Origin of the sequence: Aeromonas sp. R2-2 (assembly GCF_040908355.1) — a bacterium.
Classification (GTDB): domain Bacteria; phylum Pseudomonadota; class Gammaproteobacteria; order Enterobacterales; family Aeromonadaceae; genus Aeromonas; species Aeromonas veronii.
Genome location: NZ_JBFODQ010000006.1, coordinates 26788 through 42390 on the forward strand (window position 1 = coordinate 26788; position 15603 = coordinate 42390).

12 protein-coding genes and 1 pseudogene are annotated in these 15603 nt (G+C 60.7%); 3 read left to right on the forward strand and 10 right to left on the reverse strand.

All coding sequences use genetic code 11. The features are described 5' to 3' along the window. Window positions 1–67: 67 nt before the first annotated feature. On the reverse strand, window positions 68–1912 hold the full coding sequence (gene sppA / locus AB5Z09_RS00885; RefSeq protein WP_368194435.1) for a signal peptide peptidase SppA: 1845 nt from the start codon (window positions 1910–1912) through the stop codon (window positions 68–70). Window positions 1913–2120: 208 nt separating this feature from the next. Here sppA and AB5Z09_RS00890 point away from each other — a divergent pair, with 208 nt between their 5' ends. Next, window positions 2121–4148, forward strand: a complete 2028-nt coding sequence (locus AB5Z09_RS00890) for an FAD-dependent oxidoreductase (protein ID WP_368194437.1) — start codon at window positions 2121–2123, stop codon at window positions 4146–4148. A gap of 114 nt (window positions 4149–4262) precedes the next feature. Further along, the gene (locus AB5Z09_RS00895; protein ID WP_179902439.1) at window positions 4263–4811 is read left to right on the forward strand and encodes an NAD(P)H nitroreductase; all 549 of its coding nucleotides are present in this window, start codon (window positions 4263–4265) and stop codon (window positions 4809–4811) included. Window positions 4812–5192: 381 nt separating this feature from the next. Here the strand turns inward: AB5Z09_RS00895 and AB5Z09_RS00900 are convergent. The 4 genes and pseudogenes from AB5Z09_RS00900 to AB5Z09_RS00915 all read right to left on the reverse strand — a co-directional run bounded on the left by AB5Z09_RS00900 (window position 5193) and on the right by AB5Z09_RS00915 (window position 9424). Further along, window positions 5193–5746 (reverse strand): annotated as a pseudogene (locus tag AB5Z09_RS00900) (sugar O-acetyltransferase). 66 nt (window positions 5747–5812) lie between these two features. Beyond that, complete coding sequence (locus AB5Z09_RS00905) at window positions 5813–6790, reverse strand: D-2-hydroxyacid dehydrogenase family protein (RefSeq protein ID WP_368194439.1); 978 nt, start codon at window positions 6788–6790, stop codon at window positions 5813–5815. Window positions 6791–6991: 201 nt separating this feature from the next. After that, window positions 6992–7870 carry a 50S ribosomal protein L11 methyltransferase gene (gene prmA / locus AB5Z09_RS00910; protein ID WP_368194441.1) on the reverse strand — a complete coding sequence of 293 codons (879 nt, stop codon included), beginning with the start codon at window positions 7868–7870 and terminating at the stop codon, window positions 6992–6994. Between the two features lie 537 nt (window positions 7871–8407). Further along, window positions 8408–9424, reverse strand: coding sequence for a zinc-binding alcohol dehydrogenase family protein (locus tag AB5Z09_RS00915; RefSeq protein WP_368194442.1), 1017 nt, complete (start codon window positions 9422–9424; stop codon window positions 8408–8410). Between the two features lie 100 nt (window positions 9425–9524). Between AB5Z09_RS00915 and AB5Z09_RS00920 the strand changes: the two genes are divergently transcribed. After that, a complete protein-coding gene (locus AB5Z09_RS00920; protein WP_005358412.1) occupies window positions 9525–10397 on the forward strand; it encodes a LysR family transcriptional regulator in 873 nt (290 codons plus the stop codon). 1 nt (window position 10398) lies between these two features. Here the strand turns inward: AB5Z09_RS00920 and AB5Z09_RS00925 are convergent, their stop codons facing one another. The 5 genes from AB5Z09_RS00925 to accB form a co-directional block, all read right to left on the reverse strand. Continuing rightward, entirely contained in the window at window positions 10399–11826 is a 1428-nt protein-coding gene (locus AB5Z09_RS00925) for a PTS transporter subunit EIIC (RefSeq protein ID WP_368194443.1), read from the reverse strand. A gap of 89 nt (window positions 11827–11915) precedes the next feature. Next, complete coding sequence (panF, locus tag AB5Z09_RS00930) at window positions 11916–13373, reverse strand: sodium/pantothenate symporter (protein ID WP_368194444.1); 1458 nt, start codon at window positions 13371–13373, stop codon at window positions 11916–11918. Beyond that, window positions 13363–13626, reverse strand: a complete 264-nt coding sequence (locus AB5Z09_RS00935) for a YhdT family protein (protein WP_005349483.1) — start codon at window positions 13624–13626, stop codon at window positions 13363–13365. The genes panF and AB5Z09_RS00935 overlap by 11 nt, the downstream gene beginning before the upstream one ends. Window positions 13627–13753: 127 nt before the next feature. After that, window positions 13754–15094 carry an acetyl-CoA carboxylase biotin carboxylase subunit gene (gene accC, locus AB5Z09_RS00940; protein WP_005338910.1) on the reverse strand — a complete coding sequence of 447 codons (1341 nt, stop codon included), beginning with the start codon at window positions 15092–15094 and terminating at the stop codon, window positions 13754–13756. A 15-nt stretch (window positions 15095–15109) separates the two neighbouring features. After that, window positions 15110–15568 (reverse strand): acetyl-CoA carboxylase biotin carboxyl carrier protein, encoded by a 459-nt coding sequence (gene accB / locus AB5Z09_RS00945; RefSeq protein WP_005338908.1) that lies wholly within the window; start codon window positions 15566–15568, stop codon window positions 15110–15112. Window positions 15569–15603: the final 35 nt, after the last annotated feature.

The following is a 15603-nucleotide window of genomic DNA, read 5'->3' on the forward strand; positions in this document are numbered from 1 at the left end:
GCACTCGTAAAATAAAGAAAACGGCGACCATCTGGTCGCCGTTTTTTATGGGGCATTCGCCGCTTGCTTACTGCACACAGACCGGGCAGAAGGCGTAGGTGCCTTGCGGATCGTTGAAGCGGGTGAGCGGGTCGAGACTGCGGTTCACTTCCACCAATGCCTTGCCAAATCCAGCCGGCAGCCAGCTTTGCAACTGGGGGGCCAGCACTTGAGCACTGCTGTCAAACAGCTGGCGCAGGAACTTGTCCTTGGTGGACTCCTCCTGCTCGATGGGGGTCACCTGCCACTCTTTGAGGTTGGCCAGTTCGGCGGCTGCCTTGATGGCGTCATCCAGATTGCCGAACTCGTCCACCAGCCCCAGGGCCTTGGCATCTTCGCCGGTCCAGACTCGGCCTTCGGCCGCTTTTTCGGCCTCTTCCGGGCTCAGACCACGGCCCTTGCTGACCAGACCGATGAAGCGCTGGTAGGTATCCTCCACACTCAGCTGGATGGCCTGACCGACGTGATCCGGCAGGGCGCGGGTCGGGCCGACGCCGACGTAATCTGTGGTGCCAACCCCGTCGGTATGCACCCCGAACTGGGCCAACGCCTTGTCGATGGTGGCGAACATGCCGAATACCCCGATGGAGCCGGTGAGGGTGGTCGGGGAGGCGAAGATCTTGTCCGCATCGGCGGAGATCCAGTAGCCACCGGAGGCGGCATAGCTGCCCATGGAGACCACTACCGGTTTGCCAGCCTGTTTCAGAGCCAGCAGCTCGGCGCGGATCTGCTCGGCGGCGAAGGCGCTGCCGCCGGGGCTGTCAACCCGCAGGACCACGGCTTTAACCTTGTCATCGCGGCGGGCATCGGCCAGCAGGTCGGAGAGGCTATCACCGCCGATGGTACCGACAGGTTGGACGCCATCCATGATGGCGCCGCTGGCGACCACCAGACCCACCTCATCCTTGCCGCTCTGGGGATATTGTTCCGGAATGGCAGCCAGATACTCTTTCAGGCCGACCCCTTTCCAGCCGTGATCGTCCGCTTCACCCACCTCTTTAATGACCGCCTGGGTCATCTCGTCGCGGGTGGCCAGCTGATCCACCAGACCGTTGTCGAGGGCGTAGTTGGCGGCATTGCCACCGGCCTTGCGCAGCAGCTCGAGGAAGCGCTCCTTGCCCGGTGCGACCGCATCGGGTTCGATCTCCCGCTGCTCGGCGACATCAGCCACATAGGATTGCCACAGCTGATCCAGCCAGCGCTGGTTCGCCTCTTTGCTCTCGGGGGACATCTCGTCGCGGGTATAGGGTTCGACGAAGGATTTGTAGGTGCCGACCTTGAACACGTGCGGGGTGATATTGAGCTTCTCCAGCGCTGACTTGAAGTAGGTCTGGTAGACCCCAAGCCCCTCGATCACCACGGCGCCGCTCTGGTTGAGCAGCACGTGATCGGCGTGGGCCGCCAGCAGGTACTGGCCCTGAGTGTAGAAGTCGGCCATGGCGATCACCGGTTTGCCGCTCTCCCGGAAGGAGTCGATGGCACTCGCCACCTCCTGCAGTTTGGTGAAGTTGGCTCCCTGCAGCCCTTGTGGCTTGATCACCAGCGCCTTGATGCGCTCGTCATCCTTGGCACTCTTGATGGCCCACAGCAGGTCGGAGAGAACGATCTCGCTCGGCTGTTCGTCGCTGCTGTCCATCTGGCGCAGCAGTTGTACGGTGGGATCTGTCTGGGAGCGTTGCTCCACCAGCACGCCGTTGAGATTGAGGGTTAGCGCCCCTTCGATGGGCGCCTTGGGGGCCTCTTTCTGGCTGACGCTGAAGACGATGACCAGCACTACGATGAGAAACAGCAGATTGACCAGCATCAGCCGGGTGAAATTGAGCAGGCGCCACAGGCTGCGGAACAACCAACCCAGACCTTTGAAAATAGACATAGTCGCGTTATCGCCCTGTTAATGGGTAGAGAAGAGCCATTATTAACCAGTTGCGGGCGAAATTGCCATTTCCGACTGGCGGATCCCGCCTATCTTCGTTCAGGGCACGGCTGTTCGCTGAAAAATTGTCCAAACATTTGTTTGAAAAAGAATTTTCGATTCTTTACTCTAGCCTCAGTTTGATAACAAAAAATTAACTGGAGGCATCGTGAGCCGCTATCCGACCCTGCTGACCCCGCTCGACCTTGGTTTTACCCAGCTGCGCAACCGCGTATTGATGGGCTCCATGCATACCGGCCTCGAAGAGGAGAAGGGCGGTTTTGACAAGCTGGCCGCCTTTTATGCCGATCGCGCCCGTGGTGGCGTTGGCCTTATCGTCACCGGCGGTATCGCCCCCAATCTGCGCGGGCGGCTGGTGCCTCACGGTTCCCAGCTGAGCTTCCCCTGGCAGGTGAGCAAGCACAAGAAGGTGACCAGCGCCGTGCATCAGGAGGGGGGCAAGATAGCGCTGCAGATCCTCCATGCCGGTCGCTACGCCTATCATCCGTTCAGTCTGGCGCCGAGCGCCCTCAAGGCCCCCATCTCCCCGTTCAAACCGCGCGCCATGAGCGAGCGGCAGATCCGCGGCACCATTCGCGACTTCGCGGCTACAGCAGCGTTGGCCAAGGCGGCCGGTTATGACGGCGTCGAGGTGATGGGCTCGGAAGGCTATCTCATCAACCAGTTCATCTGCGAGCGTACCAACAAACGCACGGACGGCTGGGGCGGCAGCAGCGAAAACCGGATGCGCTTTCCGGTGGAGATTGTCCGCGCCATCCGCGAGCGGGTCGGCACCGATTTCATCATTATCTTCCGCCTCTCCATGCTGGATCTGGTGGAGCAGGGCTCGACCTTGGAAGAGGTGATTGCCCTTGGCAAAGCGCTGGAAGCGGTGGGGGTGACCCTCATCAACACCGGTATCGGTTGGCACGAAGCGCGTATTCCCACCATCGCCACCAGCGTGCCGCGCGGCGCCTTCAGCTGGGTGACCGCCGAGCTGAAAAAACACCTCAAGGTGCCGCTTATCACTACCAACCGGATTAACACCCCAGAGGTGGCAGAGCGGATTCTGGCGGGGGGCGAGGCGGATATGGTCTCCATGGCGCGCCCCTTCCTGGCGGATCCCGAATTTGTCATCAAGGCGGCCGAGAACCGGGCGGATGAGATCAACACCTGCATCGCCTGCAACCAGGCCTGCCTTGACCATGTGTTCAAGCAGAAGCGCGCCTCCTGTCTGGTCAATCCCCGCGCCTGTTTCGAGACCGAGCTGACCTTTGGCCGCGTGCCCCAGCCCAAGAAGCTGGCGGTGGTGGGGGCGGGCCCCGCCGGGCTGGCGTTTGCCTGCTACGCTGCCGAGCGCGGTCATCAGGTGAGCCTGTTCGATCAGGCCAGCGAAATCGGCGGCCAGTTCAACTTCGCCAAGCAGATCCCGGGCAAGGAGGAGTTTCACGAAACCCTGCGCTATTTCGCCAAACGGCTGGAGAAGTGCGGCGTCGAGCTCTATCTCGGCCAGCGTCAGAGTGCCGAGAGCCTGCTCGGCGGCGGTTTTGACGAGGTGATCCTCGCTACCGGTATTCGTCCGCGCACCCCCAATATTCCGGGCATCGAGCATGCCAAGGTGATGAGTTATCTCGACGTATTGCGGGATCACAAACCGGTCGGCCAGAAGGTGGCGGTGATCGGTGCCGGCGGCATCGGCTTCGATGTAGCTGAGTATCTGGTAGAGAAGAAAGTGGAGATGGATGCCGATGGGCACCGTGATCACTGGCTCAAGGAGTGGGGCATCGACAAACAGCTTGGCGAGCGTGGTGGCCTCACGGCTCCTGAAATCGACGCCCCCGAGCGCCAGATCTGGCTGCTCCAGCGCAAGGAGAGCAAGGTGGGTGACGGCCTTGGTAAGACCACCGGCTGGATCCACCGTACCGTGCTCAAGAACCGCAAGGTGCAGATGCTCTCCGGGGTGCAATATCTGGGGATCGATGACGAGGGCTTGCACATTCAGGTGGGCGAGAGCAAGCAGTGTCTGCCGGTGGATCAGGTGATCGTCTGCGCCGGGCAGGAGCCCCTTAAAGAGCTGCAGGCCGGGTTGCAGGCGGCAGGCAAGCCGGTGCATATCATCGGTGGAGCCGACGTGGCTGCCGAGCTGGATGCCAAGCGCGCCATCAGGCAAGGGGCCGAGCTGGCTGCGATCATCTAGCCAGCTGTGCCATCCTGCCCTTTATAGTGCGATAAACCCCTGAGCCTCAGGGGTTTTCTTCATTCGGTGCTGTGCTAAGGTAGCGCCATCATTGCCCCAGAGAAGGAATTGCCCATGGATGCCCTCACCCTGTTGCTCAATCGCCACTCCTGTGGCCGTCTCGCCGATCCCGCCCCGAGCGGTGAGGTGCTCGACAATATCCTCAAGGCGGGTCTGCGCGCGCCGGATCACGGCACCCTGACTCCCTGGCAGTTCATTCTGTTTGAAGGGGAGGGGCGCGAGCGGCTGGGCAAGCTGCTGGCCGAGGCGGCCCGTGCTCGTGGCGAAGATGAAGAGAGCATCAAGAAGTGCAGCGAAGCGCCGCTGCGGGCGCCCTTGGTCGTCGCCGTGGCAACCCGTTATCAGGATCATCCCAAGGTGCCGAAACTGGAGCAGGAGCTCTCTGCCGGTTGTGCCCTAATGGCGATGCAGATGGCGGCGCAGGCGCAGGGCTTCAACGGTATCTGGCGCTCCGGCTGGTTTATCTTCGATGAGCAGATCAACAAAGGATTGGGACTGGCGGCAGAGGATCAGCTGGTGGGTTTCCTCTATCTCGGTACCCCCATGCTGGAAGCGCGTAAACTGCGCGAGCTGCCCATCGATGAGTTTGTCCGCCGTTTCTGACTTTTCGGCCACGTTGCGGTTGAGAGAAGCAAAGCCTCGAGAAATCGGGGCTTTTCTGTTTAACCGTGAATAGTAACCAGAGAAATTGGGGAAAATAAATGGGTCAAAGAGGCTTCGCGCGCCATAGCAGGTAATTATTTAAATAGTGCGATGTACCTCGCAATCCTGTTGTATTTCACTATGTAAAACGTTTGCGCATTCGCTAATATCTCCCTGCCAGTTTAGAAGGGCACTCCTTCTAATTTTTCTGCGATGAGAGTCGCAATTCCGTAGCACCTTTTAACAGCCCAACGTCTTCGTGACATTGGGCTTTATTTTTTATGGGGTGTCGGGGCTGTTGTGAACTGATGGCGGCATCAAGATGCAGCCAGGTTGGCAGCCTTATGCCCTGTTTTTGGCTGGCAGGATCCGGGCAGGGTTGCCGACTACCCGAGCTCCGGCCGGTACATCTTTGGTGACTACGGCGCCCGCGCCGACGATCGCCTCCCGCCCTATGGTGACGCCAGGCAGCAAGATGGCGCCGCCCCCAATCCAGACCTTGTCTTCAATGGTGACCGCAGCGCCGTCTCTGTGCCCTGAATCCGTTTGTCGGCCTCCAGTGCATGGGCTGCGGTATAGATCTGCACGTTTGGCCCAATCATCACGTTGGCTCCGATGCGGATGGGGGCATTGTCCAGCAGGGTCGCCCCCATATTGATGTAGGAGTCCTTGCCCAGGTGGATGTGTCGGCCATAGGTGCAGTAGAGGGGCGGGCAGATAAAGGCAGTCTCTGCCAGTTCGCCAATCAGCTCCGCCAGTAGTGCCCGCTGCTCTGTCTCCTCTTCCGCCTGATTGAAACGGCGATAGCGCCGTGCCGCCTCCCGGCGCAACTGGACCAGCTCGGATGCCATGCAGTTGTACGGTTGGCTGCTAATCATCTTCTGGTATTCGATCATGAAGGTTGCTTTCCTTTATCTGCCAGGGATTTGGATATTGGCGCCAATACTGCAGAAGTAACGTGATCATCCACCCGATATGGGCAGAACCAGGTTGGCAGGTCTGCCTTCGGCAAAGGCCAGCACATTCTCGAACGCCACGCGAAAGTAGAGTTCGTAGCTGTTTTGCTCCACATAGCCGAGATGAGGCGTCGCCAAGACGTTGGGCAGGCGCAGCAGGGGTTCGCTTTCCTGTGTCGCCGGCTCGATGTCAAATACATCGAGCGCGGCCCGTTTTCCAGGATGGGTACTTAGCTCTGCATAGAGGGCGCCCGGCTCGATAAGTTCGGCACGGCTGGTATTGACCAGCAGAGAGTCAACTTTCATGTGGGCCAGGTCTGCGTGAGTAACAGCGCCGCGGGTTGCCTTGCTCAGGCGCAGATGCAGCGTGAGGATATCGGCTTGACTGAAGAGAGCCTCCTTGCTGGAGGCGCAGGCATAGCCATCCAGCTCGGCCTGCCTGCGCGAAGCCTCACTGCCCCATATCAGTACCGACATGCCAAATGCCTTGCCATAGCGGGCGATCCGCTGGCCTATCTTGCCGTAACCCCAGATGCCGAGCGTCAGCCCATGCAGCGTGCGTCCCAAACTGAGGTCACCAGATTGCTGCCATTGGCCTTGGCTTAACGCCTGGCTGTAAGCAGGTATATGACGGGAGGCTGCCATGATGAGCGCCCAGCAGAGCTCGGCGGGAGCAATAGGGCTGCCGATCCCTTCTGCCACGGCAACGCCGTACTGCTGGCATAGTGCCGGGTCGATATGCTGGCTGACGTTGCCGGTCTGGCTGATGAGTTTAAGGGTGGGAAGCTGTATCAGCAGCTGTTCGTCGATGCGGGTACGCTCGCGGGTCAGCACCAGTGCTTCCATTCCTTCCAGCAGGGCTGCAAGGCGCGTTGTATCGGGTTCGCTCTGGTTGAGGATGGTGACGTCATGACCCGCCAGCAGGGCAAAGCAGGGGAGGTGGCGCACCTGATCCTGATAGTCATCCAGAATGGCAATCCGCATAAGAAATCCTTCTCGGTTGCGTTGGCTCGGACCGCTATCTTACCGGAATAAATGCGTCTGTTGTTTTCAAATGAACACAGTCAGAAGGGAGTGCAATCAAGCCTATGTCCACGGATCGGGAATAGCCCGGCAGGCCAAAACTATCAGGGCCCCCGAACGGGAGCCCTGATAGTACGAGGTTGGCGTCTATGTTGCCCGCGCTTAGCCGTGCTTGCGGCCGGAGAGGCGGCACCACTCCTCCTTGACGGCTGTCGGATCCATCTCGAACCACTGGCCGTAGATAGTTTCCAGTTCCGGGGCCTGACTTTCCAGCACGCCGGAGAGGGCCATCAGGCTGCCCTGCTTGCCGTGGCCAGCGATAAGTGGAGCCAGTTCGCGCAGCGGGCCGGCCAGGATGTTGGCGACCACCACGTCCGCTTCGACATCTTGTGGCTGGTCGGCTGGCAGATAGAGCTCAATCTGGTCGGCGACGCCGTTGCGCGCGGCGTTGTCGCGGCTGGCCTGAATGGCCTGTGGGTCGATGTCGATGCCGATGACGCGGGCGGCACCCAGTTTCAGGGCGGCGATGCCGAGAATGCCGGAGCCACAGCCAAAATCGACCACGGTTTTACCGGTCAGATCCAGCCCGTCCAGCCACTGCAGGCAGAGAGCTGTGGTGGGGTGGGTACCGGTACCGAAGGCCAGACCCGGATCCAGCATGACGTTGACCGCATCGGGGTTCGGCACATCGCGCCAGCTCGGGCAGATCCAGAGGCGCTCGCCAAACTGCATCGGGTGGAAGTGATCCATCCACTCGCGCACCCAGTCCTTGTCTTCCAGCTGCTCGACCTTGTAGCCGACATTTTCGCCGAAGATCTGCTGGAAGAAGGCGATGGTGGGAGCCGGATCGGTTTCGGCATCGAACAGACCCATCACTTCGGTCTCGCCCCAGAGCGGGGTTTCACCGGGCATGGGTTCGTAGACGGGCACATCCTTGGCATCCATAAAGGTCACAGCCTGGGCTCCACGCCCCAGCAGCATGTTGCTCACCTTGTCTGCGGTCTTGGCAGTGGCGTTGATTCGAATTTGTATCCAGGGCATGGCGTCGACTCTTCATAAATGTGAAACCGCGAGATTCTACCATCATGGGGCAGTGCTGTCGTGGTTTGCCCATGACGTGGAGGGATTCGGGGGCTTTTGCCGGATTGGCACGGTTCCTGTATTGCTCTATGCAAGCGAAGACGACCGGTTTTCGCTGAACGCTTTGCTCAAGTTCCGTCATCTTTCACTGCCACCCTCGGGTGGCATTTTTTTATCTGCACTTGTTTGCCTGGTAAACAGTCTGCCAGACAAAAAAAGAGCAAGGTTGGCACCTTGCTCAAGGACGGGCTGACGCCGTTTTGGCGCATTCATGCTGCTGTTGGCACGCCAGATGCAAAGACTAATATGTCCTGCATAAGGATATGTGTGTGATTGTTACCCCAATGTTCAGGTATTCAGGCCATTTCTCGCGAAATGGCCTCTTTTTTGGCTGATTGTCGGATGTTGGCCTGCCACAGGCTGTCATGAGTGCCGCTGATTGTGCCCGTTTGGGGCATCTCCTTGGTGAACTTATCCCATCATGGTGCGTTGGAGGGCTTAGTTGGCAAAGCCGCTCATGTCGATCACCAGCTTGCCTACCATGCGGCCCGCTTCCACCTCGGCATGGGCCTGAGCCAGCGTGATCGGGGTCAGCGAGGGGATGGTTCTGGTCAGGGTGGTCTGCAATACCCCTTCATCGACCAGTGCCGCCACCCGGCCGAGCAGGTGGTGCTGTTCGATCATGTCCGGCGTCTGGAACAGGGAGCGGGTGAACATGAACTCCTGGCTGAAGGTGACACTCTTGCTTTTGAGCAGGGAGAGATCCCACCGCTCGCTCGATTCGGCGATGGTGCAGATATGGCCAAACGGGCGGATCAGCCCTGCCATGGTGGCCCAGTGTTCGGCGGTGGCGTTGGTGCAGAAGATGGCATCGACCTGGGTGATGCCAAGGGCGGTCAGCTCCTCCTGCAACTTGTGGTGGTTTACGACCTGATGGGCGCCCATCTCGAGGCACCACTCGCGGCTCTCGGGGCGGGAGGCGGTAGCAATCACCTCCATGTCGGTGAGCTGGCGGGCCAGCTGGATGGCGATGGAACCCACGCCACCGGCGCCGCCGATGATCAGCAGTTTGCCACGGCTCTCGCGGGTAAGAGCGAAGCGCTCGAACAGGGTCTCCCAGGCGGTGATGGCGGTGAGCGGCAGGGCAGCGGCCTCCACATCGCTCAAGCTGGTGGGGGCGATGGCGGCGATGCGCTCATCCACCAGTTGCAGGGCGCTGTTGCTGCCCGGACGGCTGATATCGCCGGCATACCAGACCCGGTCGCCCGCCTTGAACAGGGTGACTTCGCTGCCGGTGGCGATCACTTCCCCCACCGCATCCCAGCCCAGTACCCGGGGCGAGCTTTCAATTTTGGCCTTGGGGGAGCGCACCTTGGTATCCACCGGATTGACGGAGGTGGCGGTGACCCGCACCAGCAGATCCCGCGGGCCCGGAACCGGATCGGGCAGGTTGGCGGCGATGAAGCAGTCGGGGTGGTCGCTTGGCAAATAGTGAGTCAGGGCAATGGCTTTCATGGTTTTTCCTTTCAAATCGCTGTGTTCGGGATTGCCACTCACTCTAGTCTGGTTGATTATCAAGATTAAGATGGGTAATCGGTAAAGACTGTTTGAATATATGAACAATGTCGATCTGGAGTTGATGGGGCTGTTTGCCACCGTGGTGGAGCAGGGGAGCTTTACCCGAGCCGCCGAGCTGCTTGGTATGCCCAAGTCATCGGTGAGCCAGAAGATCTCGCGGCTCGAATCCCAGCTCGGGGTGCGGCTGTTGCAGCGCACCACCCGCAGGTTGAGCCTGACGCCGCAGGGGGAGCTCTATGTGGAGCACTGTCAGGGGCTGCTGGCACTGGCTCGCAGCGCCAATCTGGCGATGGCACGGCTGCGCTCGGCCCCGGCGGGGCGGGTGCGGATCACCGCCCCCGAGGCGACCGGCACCCTGCTGCTTGGCCGGATCCTCGCCGAGTTTCGCGCCCTCTATCCCGAAGTGGTGCTGGAGTTGACCCTGAGTGACGAACAGCTCGATCTGGTGGGGGAGGGTTACGATCTGGCGCTGCGGGCGGCGCCGCTGAAAGACTCCAGCCTCATCTGTCGGCGCATCGGTCAGGTGGCACGCCATCTGGTGGCCGCACCTGCCTATCTGGCGGCCCACGGCATGCCGCAACAGCTGAGCGAGCTGGGCCGGTATGCCTGTCTGGTGCACTCGGCCATGCCGGTGTGGCCATTGCAAGAGGGAGGCTGGCGGCCGCAGGGGGCCTGTGTCAGCAACAGCTTGCTGGCGCTGCGGGAGATGGCACTTCATGACGGGGGGATTGCCCTGTTGCCCCACCATGTCTGTGAAGGGGATTTGGCGGCGGGGCGATTGCAGAAGGTGTTGCCGGATCAGCCCATTCCGGCCAACCCGTTCTACCTAATCTATCCGAGTCGGGAGCATCTGGCCCCCGCCCTGCGCACCCTGATGGATTTCGTGGCCGAGCGGTTGCCGTTTGCCTGAGTTACCAACTGCTCTGGCTGGCCGACTCCTGATTGGGTTTGAGGCCGAGGGGGACCGATTGGCGTTCCGCCAGCATGCGGATCTGCCCTTCAATCAGGCTGGCGCTGGGGCCCAGCACCAGCACCAGCTGGTGGTTGTTGAGCTGGATCCAGGAGAGGCAGCCCAGGCCCAGCAGGCGAGATTCATCCACCAGTGAAATATCGCGCACCCGCAGGCTGAGGCGGGTGATACAGACACTCATCGCCACCAGATTGTCCATCCCGCCCAGCACCTTGAGGTACTGGATCGCCAGCATCTGCGGGTCGGAGGGGGCAACGCTGGCAAGGCGCGGATGCTCCACTGCGATGGGCTTGCTCGGCATGCTGAGGGGGGCGCGCTCCAGCAGTTGATAGAACAGCAGGGTGTAGGCAACGAAGAACAGGATACCGACCGGAATGAGCCAGAAGCTGTGCTCCCCAGCCTGATAGCTCAGCACCAGATCCAGCAGACCGGCGGAGAAGTAACTGCCCACCTTGATCCCCAGCCCGCTACAGACCGCCAGTGACAGTCCGGTCAGCAGGGCGTGGGCGAGAAACAGCCAGGGGGCGGTAAAGGCGAACAGAAATTCGATAGGCTCTGTGATACCCACCAGTGCCGAGGTGAGCGCCAGGGTGAGCAGCAGCCCGCCCTGCGGCAGCCGCTGCATCCGCTGGCGGTGCAGCCAGATTGCAAAACAGGCGCCCGGCAGGCCGAACATGATGATGGGGTAGAGACCGGCCACATACCCTTCATGAAGGGGTTGGGCGGTGGCCAGCGCCTGCAGGTTGCTCTCGCCAAGGCCGATGACGCTACCCAATACCTGATGCAGCCCGAGCGGGATTAGCAAGCGGTTGAGGGTGCCGTAGCAGAAGGCACCAAACGGCGTGGTAAGCAGCTCGGAGGTGAGCAGGGTCAGCCCGCGCTCCAGCGGCGGCCACAGCAGCGAGAGGGGGATGGCGATCAGCAGGCAGGCCAAGGCCGACACCAGCAGGCTGGGAAACTCCCCCTTGGCGATCTGCAGCCAGCGGGGCAGTGTTTGCTGGTGAACCCAGGGATAGATGATGGCAGTGGTGAGCCCCGCCAGCAGGCCGCAGATCATGTCGGCGTGCAGGTTGGGGGCCAGCGTATTGAAAGCGGTGCTGAGCAGCAGGAAGTTGACCGCACCCGCCAGCGTCTGTCCGCCCAGCTCCTGCCGACTCAGGCCAAAGGCGATCGCCACCGCATAGATAAGCGGCATCTGGCTGAAGATCGCCTGACCGGTGAGGGAGAGTACCGCCAAATCGAGCACGTCGGGTTGCCCAAGCCGGAAGATCAGCGCCGCCATCGGCAGGATGGAGACGGGCAGCAGCAGGGCATAACCGAGCCGCTGCAGGGCTTGAGTAACGACTTGTCGAGTGGCTTTAACGGGCATACAGCGGCTACGTTCTGTGACTTGGCGCACAGTTTAACCGGAAAACACCTATTTGGGGATAGTTTTGGAACCCCTAATTTATATTTTTATTATTTCTGCCCGAAAAGCTCGCGCACTTCCCGCGAGGGCGGTGCCGTCAGCAGGCTGACCGTGATAAAGACCACCAGTGCCAGCGTGAGGCTTGGCACGATGGCGTGCAGGCCAGCCAGCTTGATCCCCCACTGACTGAGTACCCCATAGCAGACGATGCCGCTTACCATGCTGGCCAGCGCGCCCGGGCCGTTGGCCCGTGACCAGTAGAGACCGAGCACCAGCGGCCAGAGGAACACCGCCTGCAGACCGCCAAAGGCGAGCAGGTTGAGCCAGATGATCATCTCGGGCGGTTGCAGCGCCGCCAGCAGTACCAGGGTGCCCAAGATCAGGGTGCAGAGCAGGGAGAGGCGCGGAATGCGCACTTCCAGCTTCTCCTGCTTTGGACTCAGATAGTTGAGATAGAGATCCTTCACCAGAGTGGCGGAAGCCTGGATCAGCTGGGAGTCGATGGTGGACATGATGGCCGCCATCGGTGCCGCCAGAAAGACCCCGGCCAGCCAGGGGGGCAGCACTTCCATCATCAGGGAGGGCATGATCTTGTCCGGGCTGTCCATGCCCGGCAGGATGGCGCGGCCAAGGGCGCCCGCCAGATGCATGCCGAACATCAGCAGGGCGCTGACCACGGTGCCGATCAGAATGCCGCGATGGAGCGCCTTGCTGTCGCGATAGCCAAAGCAGCGCAGCGCCGAGTGGGGCAGCCCCACCACCCCGATACAGACCAGGATCCAGAAGCTCAGCATAAAGGGCTGGGTCAGCATGTCGCCTGCCCCTTGCGGGCTCACCAGCTTGGGATCGATCTCCCTTAGCTGGTGGATAAGGTTTGGCAAGCCGTCACCGGCAATCAGAATTCCTGCCAGCAGGGCGCCGGTGCCGATCAGCATGATGATCCCCTGCAGGGCATCGGTCATCACCACGGCGCGGAAGCCGCCGATGATGGTGTAGAGCAGTACGCAGCTGGCAAACAGCATCAAGCCCTGCTGGTAGGAGAGGCCGGTGGCGGTCTCCAGCAGGCGAGCGCCACCGATAAACTGCACCACCATGGTCGCGATAAAGGCGAGGATGATAGTAATGGAGCCGAGGATCACCACCGCCTTGCTCTGGTAGCGGGCCCATAGCATGTCGTTGATGGTCACCGCATTGACCCGGCGGGCGATGATGGCGAACTTCTTGCCAAGCACCCCCAGAGTGAGCCAGACGGTGGGCAGCTGGATCATCGCCAGCAACACCCAGCCCAGACCGATCTTGTAGGCCGCGCCCGGTCCGCCGATAAAGGAGGAGGCCGAGGTGTAGGTGGCCACTAGCGTCATCGCCAGCACCAGCCCGCCCATGCTGCGGTTGCCGATGAAGTACTCCTGCACGAAGTTGCCTTGCGCGCGATGACGGCTGGCCCAAAAGCCGACCCCCAGCACCAGCACCAGATAGATGACGAGCGGCAGCATCAACTCAAGATTCATGGGATGACTCCTTGCCGGAAGGGGAGTGGGTATCGAGGGGGATCTCCACAAACAGCCGGTTCACCATCAGGGCGCAGAGCAGAATGAACAGCAGCGGCATCACCATGCAACTGAGCAGGAACCACAGTGGCAGCCCCCACAACTCCAGCTGGAGCGGGATAAAATAGGCGGTGCCATACCAGGCAAAGAAGTAGAACAGGGTCAGCAGCAGGCAGAAAGCTGCTTCCCGGCGGGCGAGAGCAAAACGGTTCACCTTGGCCTCCGACAAATTTGAGGGGCGCAAGGATAACAAAAAAGGGCCATGTCGCCATGGCCCTTTTTCAGCAGAGGCTCCTTGCGGAGCAGACTTCCACCGGAAGTCCGGTCTCTATCAGCGATCCTTACAGACCCAACTTCTTGTGCAGGTAGTGGATATTGGTGCCACCGTGCTGGAAGTTTTCGTCTTTCATGATCTCTTTTTGCAGCGGTACGTTGGTCTTGATCCCTTCCACCACCAGCTCGTCCAGCGCATGACGCATGCGGGCGATGGCAATGTCACGATTCTCGCCGTAGCAGATCAGCTTGCCGATCATTGAATCGTAGTGGGGCGGTACCTTGTAACCGGCATAAATGTGGGAGTCCCAACGCACGCCCAGACCACCCGGCGCGTGGAAGCGCTGAACCAGGCCCGGCGAGGGCATGAAGGTGGCCGGATCTTCGGCGTTGATCCGGCACTCGATGGCATGGCCACGGATGCGGATATCCTGTTGGGTGATCGACAGGGGCTGACCGGCGGCGATGCGCAGCTGCTCCTTGATCAGATCGATACCGGTGACCATCTCGGTGACCGGATGCTCAACCTGAATACGGGTGTTCATTTCAATGAAATAGAACTCGCCGTTCTCGTACAGGAACTCGAAAGTACCCGCACCTCGGTAGCCGATCTCGATACAGGCGCGCACACAGCGCTCGCCGATGAACTTGCGCATTTCGGCGGTGATGCCGGGCGCCGGCGCTTCTTCCACCACTTTCTGGTGGCGACGCTGCATGGAGCAGTCACGCTCGCCCAGATAGAGGGCGTTGCCCTGGCCGTCTGCCAACACCTGAATTTCGATGTGGCGCGGGTTTTCCAGGTACTTCTCCATGTAGACCATGTCGTTCTTGAAGAACTGGCCTGCTTCGGATTTGGTCAGGGCGATGGCGCCCGCCAGTTCCGCTTCATTGCGCACCACGCGCATACCGCGACCACCACCGCCACCGGCGGCCTTGATGATCACCGGATAGCCGATGCGCTTGGCAATGGCGGCGTTGTGCTTGGCGTCGTTGTCGACGGGGCCGTCAGAGCCCGGTACACACGGTACGCCCGCTTTCTTCATCGCTTCGATGGCGGAGACCTTGTCACCCATCAGGCGAATGGTCTCGGCGCGCGGGCCGATGAAGATGAAGCCGGATTTTTCGACCACTTCGGCGAAATCGGCGTTCTCGGAGAGGAAGCCGTAACCCGGGTGGATGGCCACGGCACCGGTTACCTCGGCGGCGGCGATGATGGCCGGGACGTTGAGGTAGGATTCGGTACTGGCCGGTCTGCCGATACAGATGGATTCGTCGGCCAGCAGCACATGTTTGAGCTCCCGGTCGGCGGTGGAGTGAACGGCCACTGTCTTGATCCCGAGCTCTTTACAGGCGCGCAGGATCCGCAGGGCAATTTCACCGCGGTTGGCGATGACTACTTTGTCCAACATGGGTGGCGATTTCCCTTATTCGATGATGAACAGCGGCTCGTCAAATTCGACGGCCTGACCATTTTCAACCAGGATCGCTTTGATCACACCGGCCTTGTCAGACTCGATTTGGTTCATCATTTTCATGGCTTCGACGATGCACAGGGTGTCGCCGACATTGACTTGCTGACCCACTTCCGCGAACGGCTTGGCATCCGGGCTGGAGGAGCGGTAGAAGGAGCCAACCATCGGGGAGCGCATCAGGTGACCGCTCGGGGCGGCATCGGCGGCCGGTGCCGCGGCAACCGGGGCTGCAGCGGCAGGTGCGGCAACCGGAGCAGCTTGCTGCATCATCATCTGCGGCATGGCGGTGGTCACCTGACCGGAGAAGTTGCGGCTGATGCGAACGGACTCTTCACCTTCGGAGATCTCCAGTTCGGCGATGCCGGACTCTTCAACCAGTTCAATCAGCTTCTTGATTTTGCGGATATCCATTAGCATTCTCTTTCTTCTTTATCTGATCAGTGATT